An 18,899-nucleotide genomic window follows, 5' to 3' on the forward strand; every position below is an offset into this window, starting at 1 on the left:
ACCCGGATCGTTCAATAAAACTTACAAGAGGTCGATGACGCATGGGGCTGCATGCGGCCCAAGGTTGCGGGTAACCCATAGTTATCTATGGGTTTTCGGTACAGGCGTGACGCTAGGTTGGACGACTCATTTTGGTCACCCACCTGGACATTCGAAGATGACACGCACCGACCGTTATCCCCCTCTGGAAGCGCGCCAGAGCACACTCAGCGATCTTGAACCGCTGGAACTGGTTCAGAGCCACATGCCCAGATGGCTGCTGGACGCACCTCCCGACATCATTGATGCGTTGAATGCCGCCATGGCCCAAAGCCGGCTGTGGCATGGCCGGGTAGGCAAAAAATTCAGCGAGTTGCAAAGCGTCGAAACGTATTGCGGGACGCTTCTGGCGGCCGAGGTGATGTACGAGTTCGGCCCGTCGCTGGATATTCACCGCGACTATCTTGCCGCCGTGCATGTGCACGTGGTGACCGACAACACACTGCTGCTGACAGTGCGTCACACCACCGTGCGCGATGAGCCTAAAACGCTGTTATGGGCCGCGTTGCAAAACTTTTCTGTGGATGAATCCCAGGCTGACGGGTTCCATCCCCAAAGCAAGATCCTGCACGGTGGACACCCTGCGCGCCCCAGCCCAATCCTGCCTCATGAGATCGCAGCGCTGTGTCGCAGGCTGGACCTGGGCCTTAAATACCAGCTGTATTTGCAATGGTTTCTCGGGGTTGCAGCTCCCGGCATCCAGAGCCCGAACGCTACACAATTGGCCACTGAGAGGAATCTTCGGCAACTCAAAACCAGCGACATGCAGGTGGATGCGCATATCGCATTTCTCAAAAAGAACATCGGCCAGACAGCCTACAGTGCGTTGCTGGCAATGTTGGCCTTGGCCACTGATGCCGCCTCTACAGCATCGGTGCAACTGGACGGCAAGCCGATCTTTCACAGCTCGATGTCAATACTCGACACCGTCATCGACGGGGTCGTTATTTTTTCTGCGGACTCGTTGCTGCTGCATCCAGGCCAACGCCTGATTGCGTATATCCCCAACGATCCTGTCGCGCCTTTTTTCGAATTCAGTACGCTTCAGGTTTTTACCGATGAATTGAAGCATCGCCTGCGTGACCCTGCCTATGCCGATTTTTTCGCACGGTTTGTCGCCTTGAAGGCCCGTGCCGGATTTATGCAAAAGGTCAAAGCCCATCCTGAGGTACTGTTCCTGACGGCGACGCCTCTAGGCATGAGCGCTGCGCAGTATTTGACCTCGGTGCAACTCAAGAACATGTTTGCCGACGCGCAAGTGCTGGCGGTGCCAACAGGGGTTCTGGACCAGCAAGAGCGTGAAGCTCGCTGGCAAGCCTATAAAAATGCCGGCTTGTTATTGATCAACGTTGCAGCCTTGTTTGTTCCGGTGCTGGGAGACGTGATGCTGGCGGTAGCCATCGGCCAAATGTTGAAGGAAGTGTATGAGGGGGTGGAGGATTGGGCGCACGGCGATGTCGATCATGCCCGTGAGCATCTGTTGAATGTCGCCAAGGATATTGCCGTCAACGGGGCGATTGCCGTGGGCGCTGCTGCCGTGGGTACGTTGGCCAGCCGCATCAGTCAGGCCACCAGAAACCACTTCGAAGGCTTTGAGCCCATCCAGCGCGATGACGGCAGCGCAAGGCTGTGGAACAAGCAGCTGGAACCCTATGAGCATAAGACCGCTGGTGAACGGCAGCATAGGGCAGACGCCCAGGGCTTTTTTAAGTACCAGGGCGCTGACTGTGTGCAAGTGAATGGCAAGCACTACCGGGCTGAATTTGATTCCAGTCTTAACCAATGGCGTATTGCCCACCCCGCACGGCCAACCGCTTTCAAGCCGGCATTGCTGCATAACCGCCAAGGGGCTTGGCAGCATGCCCATGAGCGGCCGCTGGAATGGGACGCCAGCGCGACATTGATGGGGCGCCTGGGTGGTCCGGCGGTGTCACTCGATGCTCAAAGCCTGGAGCACGTGCGGCTATTGACTGACACGCCGCATGGGTTATTGCGCCGCGTTCATCTGCACAACCTGGCGCCACCGCCCTTGCTGAGGATCAGCCTCAAACGCTTTGAAATCGATCGGCAGATCACGGCGTTTATCGAGCAGATGAGTACCCATGAGTACAACGCCCAGCGCTGGGCTGATCTGCAGTTGCAGCTACTGCCATTGATGCCGGGCTGGCCTGTGGGCAAAGGGCTGGCCATGGCGGACAGTTCGGGGCGCAGCCTGGCGCACGCTGGCAGCAGCGTGGCCCGGATCAACCTGACGCCTGCGATGCTTGAGCAGGGCACGTTGCTGGACACTGTGCTGGGGGCGTTGTCGCAAACAGAGATCAATGGGTTGTTGGGGCAAGAGGGGAGCACTTCAGGGGATGTTGCACAGCGGTTGGCGCAGGCAATGGGAGCCTATGCGCGGGATAACAGATCGTCGGTCTTTGGTCATCTCTACGGTCAATTCGATGTTTCGACTTCGCCCCAAGCCATCCCTATTGAAAGGGCATTTGCGGGGCTGCCGCGTTCTGTGGCGCAAAACTTGGTCGAGTCTGCCACTGATAGCCAGCGCGAACTATTGCGTATTGCCAAGGTGCCTTTGGCCCTGGGCGAAATGGCGCGCCTGTACCTCAGGGAGAGCCGGATCAATCGGGCACTGGAGGGTTTTTACCTGCCGTTTCTGGCCGGCGCCGACACCGATCAATTAACCCTGCATTTTCTGGCGCGACTGCACGGCCTGCCCGCCGACGCGACCCTGGAGATTCGAGATAATTCGCTACTGGGCACTGTCACCCATCGATGGGGCAATGTTGAGGCAAAGGGCGCGCGGGTACTGGTCAAAACGGCCCAGGGCTATCAGCGCTACACACCGCGAGGTTCGATGCAGGTACTGGAGCCGGGCGGGCCAGTGCCATTGTTGAACGCATTGTTTACGTCTCTGACCCCCGATGAGCGTCTGGCAATGGGTTTTGCCTTGCCGGCAGATGCAACGCAATTCAATGCGGCGCTGGGCAAGCTGGCCGCGCAGGCCCGTCAAGAGTCTGCCGGGGTTCTGGGCATGCAGCCGATCAAACCCGTTTTCAAGCCACCGGTGACGCTGCCGAGCGGCCAAACCGGCTATCCGTTATGCGGGCTGGACCCTGGTGGGTACTCTGCAGCGCTTCAACGGCGGGTTCGCGATATTTACCCGGACATCAATAATGAACAGGTGCTGATTTACCTCGATGGTTTGATAGAACGGGGTCTCGACCCTCTGAATGTCCTACGTCAGCGCAAACGTGAGCGATTGGCGCTGGTGCAGAGCTTGCAACGCTGGATCAATGCCACGCCCATTGAGCAGTTGGTGACCAACACCGTCCACGATTATTCGGAAGACAGGTACCAGATCGCGGTTCTGATTCAGCGCAGTTGGCATAAAAGCCCGAAGCATCTTCCCTGGGCCAATCCCGATGAGGTTTACAGCCTTAACCTGGGCGGTTTTCGGTTGGACAGCCTGCCCGCACTGCCAGACCTGGCTGACTTCAGTCATGTGCGTGAACTCAAATTAAGCAATATGGACTGCAGAGATATCGCCGGTTCATTTCTTGAGCACTTCAGCGGGGTGGTGTCGCTGGAAATGGACAACAACCGCATGACCCGTTTTCCGGCTCAGCTAATGCACTTGCCCCACCTGCAGCGCTTGTCCCTGGCGCGTAACCAGTTGTACATGAGCGCTGAGAATATGGAGGTCTTAAGTACGTTGAACCGGCTGGAAGTGCTCAATCTCAACGACAACGTGTTGGGTCCACTCCTGAGTTTCAATGGCCTGGCCTATTTGCGCCGGGTGTATCTACGTCGCTCAGGGCTTGATCAGTGGCCTCAAGGCCTTATTTCCAGGCCACTGCTGGAGTCTGCCGACTTGCGAGAAAACCGTATCACCGAGATACCCGAGCATGTCTACCTGGCCTCGCCAACCTTTACGCGCCATATCTCGTTGTCCGGTAACCCACTGTCTGCGGCCAGTCGCCTGCGCCTGGCGCGTAACGTGATGCAAGGCGGCAGCAGCATGGGGATCAGAAGCGAAGAGCTGATGAGTGAGGCCGCAGCCTTCGAGTTTTGGACGGTGGGTATTACGTCCCAAGAGCGCCGGAGGCGAGAGTTATTGTGGAACGCTTTGCGCGCCGAACCCGCCGCCGATGATTTTTTTGTGGTGATCAGTCGTTTGACCTCGACGGCGGACGCCCAGAGCGTGCGGCACGACCTCAGCCGACGCGTGTGGGAAATGATCGAGGCCGCCAATGAAAGCAGTGTATTGCGCCGTGACGTGCTGGATATAGCGGCTTCCCCACGCAGTTGTTCAGACAGCGTGGCCTTTATCTTCAGTGCCATGGAAGTCCAGATGGAGCTGGCCGCTGTTTCGCGGGATGCCTCGCTTGAGGTGGGGCAATTGTTAACGCTGGGCAAAAAACAGTTCAGGCTGCATAAGCTCTCGCAAATTGCTGCCGCGCATTTCAAACGACAACTGGCGGCGGGAGAAGCCGCCGATGAGCTGGAGGTGCACCTTGCCTATCGCATCGGCCTGGCCGCAGACCTCGATCTGCCGGGACAACCGAGAAACATGTCCTTTGGGAGGCTGGCAGGAGTGACGCAGGCAGATCTGGAAGTAGCAAAGTTCGAAGTCGAAAATGCTGAAAGAACCCCGGAGTTGAATACGTTTATCAGCACCCAGCAATTCTGGAAGGACTACTTGATCAAGACCAGCAAGGCGCAATACAGCGCATTGACCAAACCCCATTTCGACAGTCTGGGCGAATTGTTGTTGAACTCGCCGCAGATGACCGATGAGCGCTATTTGCGCAGGGTGGCAGAAATTCGCCATCAAATGGACGGGGTGGTCGATGCCTGGTGTCTGGAAAAAACCAATGCCCTGCTGGATGCCCTTGAACGTTCAGGAGAAGAATCTACAGCCCTTTGATCAGCGCCCGCAGCCCGAACCGGCTTGGCAGGCAGGCCTCGGCGACAACCCGTGGCACGGGCAGGGGCTCATGGGTGATCCAGGCAGCCAATAGCTCGCCCGACAGGGGGGCGGTAATCAACCCGCGGGAACCGTGGCCGCTGTTGACGAACAAGCCTGCAAGCCAGGGGCAAGGCGTGTCTGGCACTTGGCGGGCATCCTTGCGCAATACGGCATAGGCGCTTGCGAACTGCTCCGGGTCGGTCAATGGGCCCACAATCGGCAAATAGTCGGGACTGGTGCAGCGAAAGGCCGCCCAGCCCTGCAGGGTGTGCGGGTCGAGTTGTTCATCGCCAAGGCGTTGGGCCATGTCCGGGGATATTTCCTGCAGCAAGTCGAGGTTGCCCTGGTGCCCCTCGGGGGTGGTGGTCAGGTCTTCGTTATGGAAGTCGAAACTGGCACCCAGCGTATGCTCACCCAGACGGCCCGGGGCAACATAACCCTCGGCACAGACCACGGTTTTAAGCACGGCGCTGTGTTGGGTTTCTACCAGTTGGGTGATTTGCCCGCGAATGCGCTTGAGCGGCAAGGCGCTGCTGGCCGGGAAACGCTTGACCTCTGCGGCACCTGCAAGAATTACCACCGGCGCTTGGGCCAGCAGTTTGTCGTCCTGGCAGGCCTGCCACTGGTCATCGACCCTGTGCAGTTGCAGCACGTCATGGTGCGTCAATACGTGCACATTGGGGTGCAAGGTCTGGTAATGGCATAGTGCAGGCGGGTGAACCCAGCCACCTTCAGGGTAGAACAGACCACCGTGGGCCAGTTCTATCCCGGCCAGAGCCTGTGCCTGGGGTTGATCCACCAGATGCACCAGCGCAGGCGGGAACGAGGCAGCCAATTGAGCCTGACGTTCGGCTTCCTTGGCATTGAAACCCAATTGCAGAACGCCGCAGTCATCCCAGTCACGCCCGCGTTGCAGGCCTTCCAGCAGGCGACGGGTGTAACCGAATCCGCTGACAATCAGTTGCGACAGGGTTGTACCGTGCGCCGACAGTTTGAGATACAGCACGCCCTGAGGGTTGCCTGAAGCCTCCTTGGCCAGTCGCTCATGGCGCTCCAGCAAAACCACCTGCCAACCTCTACGAGCGAGGCTGTTGGCACTTGCACAACCTGACAGGCCACCACCAATGACCAGGGCTTTACGCGGGCCTTTTACCTGCGGCGGGCGGGCAAACCAGGGTTTGACGCCGGATGTTGCAGTTACGTTTTCAGGCAAACCAACAAAAGTGCCGCGCAGAATCTCCCATTTATGGCCGATGCCCGGAGTACGGCGCATCTTGAAGCCGGCCTCGTTCAGCGCCCGGCGCACCCAGCCGGTGCTGGTGAAGGTACTGATGGTGGACTCGGGAGCGGCCAGGCGTGCCAGTTGCGCGAAGAGTTCGGGCGTCCACATATCGGGGTTTTTTGCGGGAGCGAAGCCATCGAGAAACCAGGCGTCGACTTGCGCGTCCAGTTGCGGCAGTTGCTCGAGCACGTCACCGATCAACAACGTGAGGGTGACCCGGCCATTGGCCAGGCTCAGGGTCTGGAATCCCGGGTGAATCGCAAAGTAGGCCGCAAGCAGTTGTTCGCTGTACGTCGTCAGCTCGGGCCACAGGGCGAGGGCGCGCTGCAGGTCCTGGCGGGTAAGCGGGTATTTTTCGACGCTGATGAAGTGCAGGCGGGCGTCGGGCGGTGCTTTTTGTTCAAACAACTGCCAGGCGCATAAAAAATTCAGGCCGGTGCCGAAACCGGTTTCGCCAATAACCAACTGACCATTGGCCGGCAGGTTTTGGAAACGCTCTGCAAGTGCGTTCTGTTCGATAAAGACATAGCGCGTCTCTTCCAGGCCGGACTTGTCCGAAAAATACACGTCATCAAACACCCGCGAATGGGGGCGACCTTGGTCATCCCAGTCAATCTGGGCATTGGGCATTTCAGTAGTCATGTGCGGCTCGGCAACGTCAAGGCGGCCATTCTAGCTGAACAGTAGCGGCGCGACTGATCCATGACAGTTTTGTGAGGGATGTTCCTACACGTTTAGACGCAATCCGCTAGGCTTGTGAAATCTTGCCAGGGAGCTTTCCATGTTCGAATCCGCTGAAATCGGTCATGCAATCGATAAAGAAACCTACGACAGTGAAGTTCCCGCCTTACGCGAAGCGTTGCTTGAGGCCCAATACGAGCTCCACCAGCAGAAGCGTTCTGCGGTCATCGTATTGATCAACGGCATTGAAGGCGCCGGCAAAGGCGAGACGGTCAAGCTGCTGAATGAATGGATGGATCCGCGGCTGATCGAAGTGCGCACGTTTGACAGCCAGACGGATGAGGAGCTGGCGCATCCGCCTGCCTGGCGCTACTGGCGGCAATTGCCCGCCAAGGGCCGCATGGGGGTGTTCTTCGGTAACTGGTACAGCCAGATGCTGCAGGGCCGGGTTCATGGCCGCTTCAAGGATGCCGTACTCGATCAGGCGATCAATGGCGCGGAACGTCTGGAGAAAATGCTGTGCAACGAAGGGGCGGTGATTTTCAAGTTCTGGTTTCACTTGTCGAAAAAACAGATGAAAGCCCGCCTTAAAGCACTCAAGGATGACCCGCTGCACAGCTGGCGTATCAGTCCATTGGATTGGCAACAGTCAGAAACTTACGATCGTTTTGTACGATTTGGCGAGCGTGTGATTCGTCGAACCAGCCGCGACTATGCCCCCTGGAACATCGTTGAAGGTGTGGATCCGTATTATCGCAGCCTGACAGTGGGCAAGATTTTGCTCGAAGGTCTGCAAGCCGCACTGAGTGAAGCCAAGACCAAAGCCCGCGCCACCCACGTCGCCCCGTTGACTGAAGCCCAGGACGGTTTGAGCCTGCTCGATTGTCTGGACATGACGCAGCATCTGGACAAAGACGATTACCAGGAGCAGTTGATCACCGAGCAGGCGCGCCTGTCGGGGTTGATGCGCGACAAACGGATGCGTCGACATGCGCTGGTATCGGTATTCGAAGGCAACGATGCGGCAGGCAAGGGCGGTTCGATCAAGCGTGTGGCGGCGGCACTCGACCCGCGCCAGTACAGCATCGTGCCGATTGCGGCGCCTTCTGAAGATGAGCGCGCACAGCCCTATTTGTGGCGCTTTTGGCGGCAGATTCCGGGCCGTGGCAAGTTCACCATCTTTGATCGCTCCTGGTACGGGCGGGTGCTGGTTGAGCGGGTCGAGGGCTTTTGCACCCCGGCCGACTGGATGCGCGCCTATGGAGAAATCAATGATTTCGAGGAGCAATTGCGCGATGCGGGCGTGATTGTCGTCAAGTTCTGGCTGGCGATCGATAAGGATGTACAGCTTGAGCGTTTTCATGAGCGCGAAGAGATCCCGTTCAAACGCTTCAAAATCACTGAAGAAGACTGGCGCAACCGCGAGAAGTGGGATGTGTATCGCAAGGCAGTGTGCGACATGGTTGATCGCACCAGTACCGAGGTTTCACCCTGGACACTGGTAGAAGCCAATGACAAACGCTGGGCGCGGGTCAAGGTGTTGCGCACGATCAACGAGGCTCTGGAAGCAGCGTTCGAGAAGAGCGACAAAAAGCGTAAAAAATAGGAAAAGCCTGTAGATACTCTGTTGCAGGTCAAGCCCTACTGTGGGATCGAGCCTGCTCGCGAACGACCTTCGCGAGCAGGCTCGCTCCCACAGTTGCACTTGTCCTGTAGCCGCAGCCTCGTTTCTTCGGCTACGAGAAGACCTATGGCCTAGTGCTTGCCAGTACCCAGCATATTTTCCGGGCGCACCCACTGGTCGAACTCGGCATCGGTCAGGTAACCCAGTTCCAATGCCGCTTCGCGCAGGGTCAACCCTTCGGCATAGGCTTTCTTGGCGATTTCAGCCGACTTGTCATAGCCAATATGCGGGTTGAGTGCTGTGACCAGCATCAAGCCGCGTTCCAGATGCTCGGCCATTTTTCCGGCGTCGGCTTCAAGGCCGGTGACGCAGTGTTTTTGGAAGTTGCTGCAACCGTCCGCCAGTAACTGGATCGACTGCAGCAGGTTGTGAATGATCACCGGTTTGTAGACGTTCAGTTGCAGGTGCCCCTGGCTTGCAGCAAAGCCGATGGTCACGTCATTGCCCATCACCTGGCAGGCCAGCATCGACAGGGCTTCGCACTGGGTCGGGTTGACCTTGCCCGGCATGATCGAACTGCCCGGTTCATTGGCAGGCAGCTTGATTTCTGCCAGCCCGGCACGCGGCCCTGATCCCAGCAGACGGAAGTCATTGGCCAGTTTCATCAGGGTAACGGCCAGGGTTTTGAGTGCGCCCGAGAGGGTGGTTAGCGGTTCGTGCCCCGCCAATGCGGCAAATTTGTTTGGCGCAGTGACAAATGGCAGACCGGACAAGGCGGCGATTTCAGCGGCAATTGCTTCGGCAAAGCCGTGTGGGGCGTTGAGTCCGGTACCTACCGCTGTGCCTCCTTGCGCCAGTTCATACACCGCGGGTATAGCCGAGCGTATGGCTTGTTCGGCGTAATCAAGTTGGGCGATATAGGCTGACAGTTCCTGGCCAAAGGTAATGGGCGTTGCGTCCATCATGTGAGTACGGCCGGTTTTAACCAGTTTCATGTGGCGTACCGACAGCTCGGCCAACCCGCCTGAGAGTTCGCTGATCGCGGGTAGCAACTGCTCGTGAACCGCTTTGGCGGTAGCAATATGCATGGCGGTCGGGAAGCAGTCATTGGAGCTTTGCGAGCGGTTGACGTGGTCATTGGGGTGGACGGGCGATTTGCCGCCGCGGCCTTTGCCAGCCAGTTCGTTGGCGCGCCCGGCGATCACTTCGTTGGCGTTCATGTTGCTTTGCGTGCCGCTGCCGGTCTGCCATACAACCAGCGGGAACTGATCATCGTGCTCACCGTCGAGTACTTCATCGGCGGCCTGTTCGATCAGCCGGGCGATGTCGGCGGGGAGGTCGCCGTTGCGGTTATTGACCCGGGCAGCAGCTTTTTTGATCAGCACCAGGGCGTGCAACACGGCCAGCGGCATCTTTTCGTTGCCGATGGCGAAGTTGATTAGCGATCGTTGAGTCTGAGCGCCCCAATAAACCTCATCGGCCACATTTACTTCACCCAGGCTGTCGGTTTCGATACGGCTCATCAGCTCATTCTCCTATAGGTCTGACCAGACAGCTTAGGCGCTGGTTTGCAGCGGGGGTTCAATCTGATGTTTTTAATGCTTTTGGTCAGGTGATGAGAACGTCTATCAGTCTCGGGGTTGAGTGACACACTTTATTAGGCGCAGAATGGCCGCCCTTGGGGTTCAACCTCGCTTGCTAGAAAAGGAAACTCGATGACCCGTCTTCGCGCCATCTGTACAGCGGTTGCTCTGGTTTGCGCCAGCGGCCAAGTTTTCGCCGATGCAGCCAGTCACGCTGCCAGTGCTGAAACGTTCCTGAAACTGGCACATGCCGATAAGCTCGGTACCCCGGTGTATATGCAAGTGCAGCAAATGTTTGCTCAACGTTTTGAGCAAACCAAAGCGCCAGCCTCCAAGAAAGCCCTGCTGGAAACCTACCAGGCCAAAGCCAACACCGCCCTGGACCAGGCCATCGGCTGGAATAAACTCAAGCCGGACATGGTCAAGCTGTACACCACCAACTTCAGCGAGTCCGAACTCAAGGATCTGGTAGCGTTCTACCAGTCGCCACTGGGCAAGAAAGTCCTGGAAAAAATGCCGCAGCTGACCCAGCAATCGGCACAAATGACCCAGGCCAAACTGGAAAGCGCAGTGCCGGTCGTCAACAAGCTGTTGGCCGACATGACCGCCGAGCTGGAGCCAGCAGCGGCCCCGGCCAAGAAGAAGTAAGCGGAGCCTGAATGGACATGCAGCAACGTATCGAATCGACGCTCAGCGCGTTGCAACCTGAGCACCTGAGTGTGCTGGATGAAAGCCACATGCACAGTCGAGGGTTGCAGACCCACTTCAAGGCTGTGGTGGTCAGCGAGCAGTTCGCCGGGCTCAACAGCGTCAAGCGTCACCAGAAGGTCTACGCCACCCTGGGTGACCTGATGGGCGAGTTCCATGCGCTGGCCTTGCATACGTACACGCCTGAAGAATGGGCGAAAATCGGCACGGCCCCGGCTTCGCCGACCTGTGCTGGCGGTGGGCACTAAGTCGTCTTTTTGCTAGAATCCGCAGCGCGCCGCTTAGCCGGCGCGTTTTTTTTGCATCCGGTTCACCCTTTGCGAGGGTAGCCACCTGGAGAGAAACACGATGACCGCGCCAATTGTTGTCGCTGCACTGTACAAATTCGTCACACTTGAAGATTACGTAGCACTGCGTGAGCCGCTGCTCAACGCCATGGTCGCCAATGGTATCAAGGGCACCCTGCTGATTGCCGAAGAAGGCATTAACGGCACGGTTTCCGGGACTCGTGAAGGCATTGACGGGCTGATGGCCTGGCTCAAGAACGATCCGCGCATGGTCGATATCGACCATAAAGAATCCTACTGCGATGACCAGCCGTTCTATCGGACCAAGGTCAAGCTCAAGAAAGAAATCGTTACCCTCGGCGTAGAAGGTGTGGATCCGAACAAGAAAGTCGGAACCTATGTCGACCCCGAGAACTGGAATGCGCTGATCAGCGATCCAGAGGTGCTGTTGATTGACACCCGTAACGATTACGAAGTCTCGATCGGTACGTTTGAAGGCGCCATTGACCCGAAAACCACCAGCTTTCGCGAATTTCCTGACTATATCAAAGCCAATTTCGACCCGGCCAAGCACAAGAAAGTCGCGATGTTCTGCACGGGCGGCATTCGCTGTGAAAAAGCGTCGAGCTACATGCTCAGCCAGGGTTTCGACGAGGTTTACCACCTTAAAGGCGGCATCCTGAAGTACCTCGAAGAAGTGCCGCAGGAAGAAACCAAGTGGCAGGGTGACTGCTTTGTGTTCGATAACCGCGTCACGGTGCGCCACGACCTGAGCGCCGGCGAATACGACCAGTGCCATGCCTGCCGTACGCCGATCAGCATCGCGGATCGCGAGTCGGAGCACTATCAGCCCGGTATCAGCTGTCCGCATTGCTGGGACACGTTGAGCGAAAAAACCCGTCGTAGCGCTATTGATCGGCAAAAGCAGATCGATCTGGCCAAGGCGCGCAATCAGCCGCACCCGATTGGCCACAACTACCGTAAACCTGCCGAGGTTTAAGATGAGCGCACGCCTGCTCTATGTGATGGACCCTATGTGCTCCTGGTGCTGGGGCTTTTCGCCCATCGCTGAGGCCCTGGTTGAGCAGGCCCAGACCGCAGGCGTCGAGTTGCACCTGGTGGTAGGCGGATTGCGTACCGGCAGTGGCTCGGCCCTTGAGCCCGCCACGCGGCGCTACATTCTTGAGCATTGGCAGGCAGTCACAGAGGCCACCGGGCAATCCTTCAATTTTGACGGTGCATTGCCCGACGGTTTTGTCTATGACACCGAGCCTGCCTGTCGAGCAGTGGTGGCAGCACGCAGTCTTGCCCCCGATTGTGCCTGGAGGTTGGTCAAGCTGATTCAGCAGGCCTTTTATGTGCAAGGTCGCGATGTCACCCAGGCCAGCGTGCTGGTTGAGCTTGCCGAAACGGCAGGGGTGCCGCGTATCGAGTTTGCCGCCGCTTTTGACTCGGCCGAACAACACACGGCAACGGGCGCCGACTTTACCTGGGTGCAAGACCTGGGAATTGCCGGGTTTCCCACTTTGCTCGCCGAGCGTAACGGCCAGCTGGCATTATTGACCAACGGTTATCAGCCGCTTGAACCTCTGTCTGACCTGCTTGCCCGTTGGCTAGAACGCGCTACGCGTGTTTGATCCTTCTGGGGTGCAGTCCTCGTCCCCGGTGACGGATCGCCTGACCTGGGCTGAAATCCGTCGTCTGGCCTTGCGCCACAAAAAAGCACTGTGGATTGCTAACGGCGTGGCCGTGCTGGCTACGTTGTGCAGCGTTCCCATCCCTTTGCTTCTGCCTTTGCTGGTGGACGAAGTGCTGCTGGGTAACGGTGATGCAGCGCTGAAAATCATGAACCATTGGCTACCGGCTGCCTGGCAAGGTGCGGCGGGGTACATTGGCCTCATGCTGGCCATTACCCTGATGCTGCGCTGTGGGGCGCTTTTGTTTAACGTCCTGCAGGCCCGGCTGTTTTCGCGTCTGGCCAAGGACATTGTGTTTCGCATTCGCCTGCGGCTGATTGAGCGCTTGAAGCGAATATCAATGGCTGAGTATGAAAACCTCGGCAGCGGGACCGTGACCACGCATCTGGTCACCGATCTCGAAACCCTCGACAAGTTTGTCGGCGAAACCTTGAGTCGCTTTTTGGTGGCCATGCTCACGCTGGTGGGCACTTCGGCGATTTTGCTGTGGATGCACTGGCAACTGGCCCTGCTTATCTTGCTGTTCAACCCGCCGGTGATCTACGCCACGGTGCAGCTGGGCAAGCGGGTCAAACACCTGAAAAAACTCGAAAACGACAGCACGGCGCGTTTCACTCAAGCATTGAGCGAGACACTGGACGCCATTCAGGAGGTACGAGCGGGTAACCGCCAGGGCTTTTTCCTCGGTCGTCTGGGGTTGCGTGCGCGGGAGGTTCGGGACTTTGCCGTGGCTTCGCAATGGAAGAGCGATGCCTCAAATCGTGCCAGCGGATTGCTGTTCCAGTTTGGTATCGATATTTTTCGCGCTGCCGCGATGCTCACGGTGCTGTTTTCGGATTTGTCGATTGGCCAGATGCTCGCAGTGTTCAGCTACTTGTGGTTCATGATCGGGCCCGTTGAACAGTTGCTTAATTTGCAATATGCCTTTTACGCCGCCGATGGTGCCGTCACACGAATCAACCAGTTACTGGCGCGCAGCGACGAGCCGCAATATCCCGGAGGCGTTAATCCGTTTCTGGGGCGTCAGACCGTTGGCATTGAAGTGCGTGACCTGAGCTTCAGCTATGGGGATGAAAAGGTACTGGATCATCTGAACCTGACCATCGCTGCGGGAGAAAAGGTAGCGATTGTAGGCACCAGCGGCGGCGGCAAGAGTACCTTGGTGCAATTGCTGCTGGGCCTGTATACGCCGCAGTCGGGGAGCATTCACTTTGCAGAGGCGAGTCAGCCAGAAATAGGCCTGCAGACCATTCGTGAACATGTCGCGGTGGTGCTGCAACATCCGTCGTTGTTTAACGATACCGTGCGCGCCAATCTGACAATGGGCCGCGAGCGAACGGATGAGGCGTGCTGGCATGCTCTGGAAATCGCGCAGCTCGATGGCACTATTCGTACGCTGCCTCAAGGGTTGGACAGCATCGTTGGGCGCTCAGGCGTGCGATTGTCGGGTGGTCAGCGCCAGCGTCTGGCGATTGCGCGGATGGTGCTGGCCGAGCCCAAGGTGGTGATTCTGGACGAGGCGACCAGCGCCCTGGATGCCGCCACCGAATACAACTTGCATCACGCTTTGGGAAAATTCTTGAGTGGTCGTACTACTTTAATCATCGCTCATCGTTTGTCTGCGGTAAAACAAGCAGACAGGGTGCTGGTGTTTGATGGCGGCTGCATTGCCGAAGAGGGTGATCACCAGCAATTGATCGCAGAGGGAGGGCTTTACGCCAAACTTTACGGGCATCTGCAACAGACTTGATACAGGCGGTTGTCGTTTAAGGGTGGGGGGCTGCCCAGGTTCGGATTTTTGTCGGTTTGGGGCAATAAGGACTGCTCAATTTTTTGAAAATTGGCCTAGGCTGATTTGTAGTGAGATTTTCTCTCTGGTTTTCATCTGACGCCATGAAGCAAGGAAACTCATGAAACTTAAACGCCCCCATGGGACGCCACGCTTGTTGGGCATTGTTTGGCCCTTTATTGCCGTCGTGCTTTTCCAGGCGCTATTGGGGTGCGTGAGTCTGTATATGCTCTCTGCGGTGCGCAGTTACGTGGGGGGCGAAAGTTTGTGGTCCAAAGGTCAAAAAGACGCCATCTACTTCCTCCACTTGTATTCCGATACGCAAGACCCTGTTTACTTCAGAAAATTTCAGCAGGCAATAAGTGTCCCTCAAGGCGGTCACACACTACGGCTTGCGATGGATCAATCTCCCCCTGATGTAGTCTCTGCCCGTGAAGGCATTCTGCAAGGTGGCAACAGCGAGCAAGATGTCTCCAGCATCATTTGGTTCTATCGATACTTTCGTAACGTCAGTTATATGAAAACGGCCATCGAGAAGTGGACCCAGGGTGATGCTTATCTGATTCAGCTCGATGAACTGGCTCAAGAAATGCATCGGGCATTGCTTGAGGGTCAGGCCAGCGAAGCGGACGTCAAACGCTGGGAGGACAATATATTTGCCATCAACGAAGGAATTGCCCCCGCAGCCAAGGCCTTCAGCGATGCTCTGGGTGAAGGCTCACGTTTTATCTGGCAGTTGCTGGTAGCCATCAATCTAGCCACGGCGCTGGGGCTGATTCTTCTGGTGCTCATACGAACTCATAAAGTGCTGGCTCAGAGCCGTGCATTTGCTGAAGCGCTGCAGCTGGAAAAAGAGCGGGCACAAATCACGCTTCAGTCCATTGGCGACGGGGTCATAACGACCGACGTGAATGGTGCTATTGCCTACTTGAATCCGGCGGCGGAGCAACTGACCCAATGGAAGTCCGAGCAGGCACAAGGCGTTACCCTGGCGGCGTTGTTCAAGTTGCTGGATGACAATGATCAGGATGACGGTTTGAAGCTGATTGAACGTATTCTCAGCGGCCAGCTGGGCAACAATCGCGAGCATTCCAGGCAGATTCAACGAATGGACGGCAGTACCGTCGCGGTCACGCTGGTGGGGGCGCCAATCCTTCACGCCGGGGAGGTGAGCGGCGCGGTGCTGGTGCTGCATGACATGACCCAGGAGCGTCAATACATCGCCAATCTATCCTGGCAGGCAACCCACGATGCACTTACCGGTTTGGCCAATCGCCGTGAGTTCGAATACCGCCTTGAGTTGGTACTGAAGAATCTGGGCCGACAACAGGGCCGGCATGCACTCATGTTTCTCGATCTGGATCAGTTCAAGCTGGTTAATGACACCTGCGGTCATGCGGCAGGTGACGAGTTGCTACGTCACATATGTGTGCTGCTGCGAACCGGATTGCGCGAAGGCGACACCCTGGCGAGATTGGGAGGGGATGAGTTCGGCATTTTGCTGGAAAACTGTCCGGTCGACATGGCGGAAAAAATAGCGGGAGGCTTGCGCCAATCGGTGCAAAGTCTGCATTTCGCCTGGAAGGGGCGACCGTTCATGAGCACCATCAGCATTGGTCTGGTCCACATCCATCAAGCCCCCGTGACCCTGGAGGCATTGATGCGTGCTGCAGATATGGCCTGTTACATGGCCAAGGAAAAGGGCCGTAATCGGGTACAGGTTTACCAGGTGGATGACACTGAGCTGTCTTTGCGTTTTGGAGAGATGGCCTGGGTGCAGCGCCTGCACGTAGCCCTGGAAGAGAACCACTTCAGACTGTATTCACAAGAAATCACTCCCTTGGGGGGGGCTCAGGAAGGCAGTGGGCACATTGAAATCCTGTTGCGATTGAAGGACGAGAGCGGGCGAATGGTTCTGCCTGACAGTTTTATTCCTGCCGCCGAGCGTTATGGTTTGATGAGCTCGATAGATCGCTGGGTGGTCGAAAATGTATTCAGGATCATTTCTGAATGTTCGGCCCAGTCGGGCGGGCGCCCCATGGCGATGTGCGCCATCAACTTGTCAGGCTCGACCATAGGGGATGACGATTTCCTGGCATTTCTGCACGAACAATTTGAATGTTACGCAGTGTCGCCCACGCTTATCTGCTTTGAAATTACCGAAACCAGCGCCATTGCAAACTTGGGCAGTGCGATTCGATTTATTAATGATCTCAAGGCGTTGGGTTGTCATTTTTCGTTAGATGACTTTTGTGCCGGTATGTCTTCGTTTGCTTACTTGAAACATTTGCCCGTCGATTTTTTGAAAATTGACGGCAGCTTCGTCAAAGACATGTTGGATGACCCTATCAACCGGGCCATGGTTGAAGTTATTAATCATATTGGCCATGTCATGGGAAAACGCACCATTGCCGAGTTTGTTGAAAGTACGCACATAGAGCAGGCGTTGATTGAAATCGGAGTTGATTATGCGCAGGGCTATATAGTTCAGCGCCCGCAGCTGTTTACCTTTGACAGTTTATTACAGCGCCCTGTGCGTTCCAGATCGTTGACATTGAAGTCGCCGGGAACTTTACGTTGATATGTTGTACCTTTTCTAAAGTCTCTTCTCAAAAAGGATTTGGATTGTGATTACTGTATTTAACCGGACAGGGCCTCTCATGGAAGAGGCCAGTTATCCACAGTGGGCGCAGCAGTTGATTCGCGATTGCAGCGAGAGTAAACGCCGTGCTGTGGGGCATGAAATATATAAACGCATGCGTGATAACACGCTAAGTCCCCGGGCCATGCGAACGTACCTGATAGGCGGCTGGCCGGTCGTTGAGCAGTTTTCGTTGTACATGGGGCGTAACCTGGGGAAAACCCGTTATGGGCGTCACCCGGGTGAGGACATGGCGCGTCGCTGGTTGATCCGCAATATCCGCGTCGAACTCAATCATGCCGATTACTGGGTGTACTGGGCTCGGGCGCATGGCGTGAGCCTTGAAGAATTGAACGCGCAAGACATTCCCGCTGAATTCCAGGCATTGAACGATTGGTGCTGGCATACCTGCGCGACGGACTCACTGGCGGTCGCTATGGCGGCGACCAATTACGCCATTGAAGGTGCGGTGGGTGAGTGGGCGGCGGCAGTGTGCTCAAAGAATATCTACGAAGAGTCGTTCCCGCTGGAGGGGCGCAAGCGCACGATGAAATGGCTCAAGATGCATGCTCAGTATGATGACGAGCATCCTTGGGAAGCGCTGGAAATCGTGTGTACCTTGGCCGGGATGAACCCGAGCGAGGAGTTGATCGACGACCTGCGCAAGGCGATTTGCAAGAGTTACGACTACATGTACCTGTTTTTGCAAAGTTGTTTGCAGCTCGACACAGCACCGGCTGTGCGTGTGCGCCGGGAGCTGGTTGAGAGCTAAAGGCCCAGTCTGAGATTCCATGTGTAAAAAAAACCGCAGGCTGCATTCACACGCAGGCTGCGGTTTTTGTTTGTTGACCTGTTACTGAGCGTCGAAGGCCTGGCCGTTGATGCCGGTGCTGTCCGGGCCCATCAGGTACAGATAAACCGGCATGATTGCGTGCGGTTCCGGGTTGTTTTCAGGGTTCTCGCCCGGGTATGCCAGGGCGCGCATGCTGGTGCGGGTCGCGCCGGGGTTGATGCTGTTGGAGCGTACCGGGGCGACGGCGTCGACTTCGTCGGCCAGGGTTTGCATCAGGCCTTCGGTGGCAAACTTCGATACGCCATAAGCGCCCCAGTAGGCGCGGCCTTTGCGACCGACGCTGCTGGAGGTGAAGATCACCGAGGCGTCCTGGGAAAGCTTGAGCAGTGGTAGCAGGGTGCTGGTGAGCATGAACATGGCATTGACGTTTATGTGCATCACGCGCATGAAGTTCTCGCCTGACAACTGCTCCAGCGGCGTGCGCGGACCAATGATCGAAGCGTTGTGCAGCAGACCGTCAAGATGGCCGAACTCGTTCTCGATCATGGCAGCCAGTTCATCGAACTGATGGGGCTGGGCGGTTTCGAGATTAAACGGGATGACGACTGGTTTAGGATGGCCAGCGGCTTCGATTTCATCGTAAACCTGGCTCAGGTTGGCCTCGGTCTTGCCCAGCAGCAGTACGGTCGCGCCGTGTGCTGCGTAAGTTTTGGCGGCCGCAGCGCCAATGCCACGACCAGCGCCGGTGACCAGAATGACCCGATCCTGAAGCAGGTTGGGGCGGGCGGAATAATCAAACATAT

At 56.9% G+C, this 18,899-nt stretch carries 12 protein-coding genes; 9 read left to right on the plus strand and 3 right to left on the minus strand.

Features of this window, described 5'->3' with window-relative positions; translation table 11 throughout:
- Positions 1-157: 157 nt before the first annotated feature.
- The gene (locus tag RGV06_RS22895) at positions 158-4,969 is read left to right on the plus strand and encodes an NEL-type E3 ubiquitin ligase domain-containing protein (protein ID WP_322151514.1); all 4,812 of its coding nucleotides are present in this window, start codon (positions 158-160) and stop codon (positions 4,967-4,969) included.
- Here the strand turns inward: RGV06_RS22895 and mnmC are convergent.
- Positions 4,956-6,935: a bifunctional tRNA (5-methylaminomethyl-2-thiouridine)(34)-methyltransferase MnmD/FAD-dependent 5-carboxymethylaminomethyl-2-thiouridine(34) oxidoreductase MnmC gene (gene mnmC / locus RGV06_RS22900; RefSeq protein ID WP_322151516.1), complete on the minus strand. Its 1,980-nt coding sequence runs from the start codon at positions 6,933-6,935 to the stop codon at positions 4,956-4,958. The genes RGV06_RS22895 and mnmC overlap by 14 nt on opposite strands.
- A gap of 139 nt (positions 6,936-7,074) precedes the next feature.
- Here mnmC and pap point away from each other — a divergent pair, with 139 nt between their 5' ends.
- A complete protein-coding gene (gene pap, locus RGV06_RS22905) occupies positions 7,075-8,580 on the plus strand; it encodes a polyphosphate:AMP phosphotransferase (protein ID WP_046809470.1) in 1,506 nt (501 codons plus the stop codon).
- Positions 8,581-8,729: 149 nt separating this feature from the next.
- On the opposite strand, the gene RGV06_RS22910 is transcribed toward pap, so the two are convergent.
- Positions 8,730-10,121 (minus strand): class II fumarate hydratase, encoded by a 1,392-nt coding sequence (locus tag RGV06_RS22910; protein ID WP_019826805.1) that lies wholly within the window; start codon positions 10,119-10,121, stop codon positions 8,730-8,732.
- A 192-nt stretch (positions 10,122-10,313) separates the two neighbouring features.
- On the opposite strand from RGV06_RS22910, the gene RGV06_RS22915 reads away from it, so the two are divergent.
- The 7 genes from RGV06_RS22915 to RGV06_RS22945 all read left to right on the plus strand — a co-directional run bounded on the left by RGV06_RS22915 (position 10,314) and on the right by RGV06_RS22945 (position 18,075).
- Entirely contained in the window at positions 10,314-10,829 is a 516-nt protein-coding gene (locus RGV06_RS22915) for a DUF2059 domain-containing protein (protein WP_019826803.1), read from the plus strand.
- 11 nt (positions 10,830-10,840) lie between these two features.
- On the plus strand, positions 10,841-11,137 hold the full coding sequence (locus RGV06_RS22920) for a BolA family protein (RefSeq protein ID WP_019826801.1): 297 nt from the start codon (positions 10,841-10,843) through the stop codon (positions 11,135-11,137).
- A gap of 100 nt (positions 11,138-11,237) precedes the next feature.
- On the plus strand, positions 11,238-12,176 hold the full coding sequence (locus RGV06_RS22925) for a rhodanese-related sulfurtransferase (protein WP_048352432.1): 939 nt from the start codon (positions 11,238-11,240) through the stop codon (positions 12,174-12,176).
- Position 12,177: 1 nt separating this feature from the next.
- Positions 12,178-12,813 carry a DsbA family protein gene (locus RGV06_RS22930; protein ID WP_019826799.1) on the plus strand — a complete coding sequence of 212 codons (636 nt, stop codon included), beginning with the start codon at positions 12,178-12,180 and terminating at the stop codon, positions 12,811-12,813.
- Between the two features lie 28 nt (positions 12,814-12,841).
- The gene (locus RGV06_RS22935; protein WP_173667425.1) at positions 12,842-14,623 is read left to right on the plus strand and encodes an ABC transporter ATP-binding protein; all 1,782 of its coding nucleotides are present in this window, start codon (positions 12,842-12,844) and stop codon (positions 14,621-14,623) included.
- A gap of 160 nt (positions 14,624-14,783) precedes the next feature.
- On the plus strand, positions 14,784-17,243 hold the full coding sequence (locus RGV06_RS22940) for an EAL domain-containing protein (RefSeq protein WP_322151522.1): 2,460 nt from the start codon (positions 14,784-14,786) through the stop codon (positions 17,241-17,243).
- Positions 17,244-17,289: 46 nt separating this feature from the next.
- Positions 17,290-18,075 (plus strand): TenA family transcriptional regulator, encoded by a 786-nt coding sequence (locus RGV06_RS22945; RefSeq protein WP_019826794.1) that lies wholly within the window; start codon positions 17,290-17,292, stop codon positions 18,073-18,075.
- A gap of 81 nt (positions 18,076-18,156) precedes the next feature.
- Here RGV06_RS22945 and RGV06_RS22950 read toward each other — a convergent pair whose 3' ends face one another.
- On the minus strand, positions 18,157-18,897 hold the full coding sequence (locus RGV06_RS22950; RefSeq protein WP_048352431.1) for a YciK family oxidoreductase: 741 nt from the start codon (positions 18,895-18,897) through the stop codon (positions 18,157-18,159).
- Positions 18,898-18,899 lie beyond the last annotated feature (2 nt).

The organism is Pseudomonas sp. CCI3.1 (genome assembly GCF_034313985.1).
Lineage (GTDB): Bacteria > Pseudomonadota > Gammaproteobacteria > Pseudomonadales > Pseudomonadaceae > Aquipseudomonas > Aquipseudomonas psychrophila.

Coding starts and splice junctions, on each gene's coding strand:
- RGV06_RS22920 (WP_019826801.1), top strand. CDS start 10,841: ATGGACATGCAGCAACGTATCGAATCGACGCTCAGCGCGTTGCAACCT.
- RGV06_RS22940 (WP_322151522.1), top strand. CDS start 14,784: ATGAAACTTAAACGCCCCCATGGGACGCCACGCTTGTTGGGCATTGTT.
- RGV06_RS22915 (WP_019826803.1), top strand. CDS start 10,314: ATGACCCGTCTTCGCGCCATCTGTACAGCGGTTGCTCTGGTTTGCGCC.
- RGV06_RS22910 (WP_019826805.1), bottom strand. CDS start 10,121: ATGAGCCGTATCGAAACCGACAGCCTGGGTGAAGTAAATGTGGCCGAT.
- pap (WP_046809470.1), top strand. CDS start 7,075: ATGTTCGAATCCGCTGAAATCGGTCATGCAATCGATAAAGAAACCTAC.
- RGV06_RS22930 (WP_019826799.1), top strand. CDS start 12,178: ATGAGCGCACGCCTGCTCTATGTGATGGACCCTATGTGCTCCTGGTGC.
- RGV06_RS22950 (WP_048352431.1), bottom strand. CDS start 18,897: ATGTTTGATTATTCCGCCCGCCCCAACCTGCTTCAGGATCGGGTCATT.
- mnmC (WP_322151516.1), bottom strand. CDS start 6,935: ATGACTACTGAAATGCCCAATGCCCAGATTGACTGGGATGACCAAGGT.
- RGV06_RS22895 (WP_322151514.1), top strand. CDS start 158: ATGACACGCACCGACCGTTATCCCCCTCTGGAAGCGCGCCAGAGCACA.
- RGV06_RS22925 (WP_048352432.1), top strand. CDS start 11,238: ATGACCGCGCCAATTGTTGTCGCTGCACTGTACAAATTCGTCACACTT.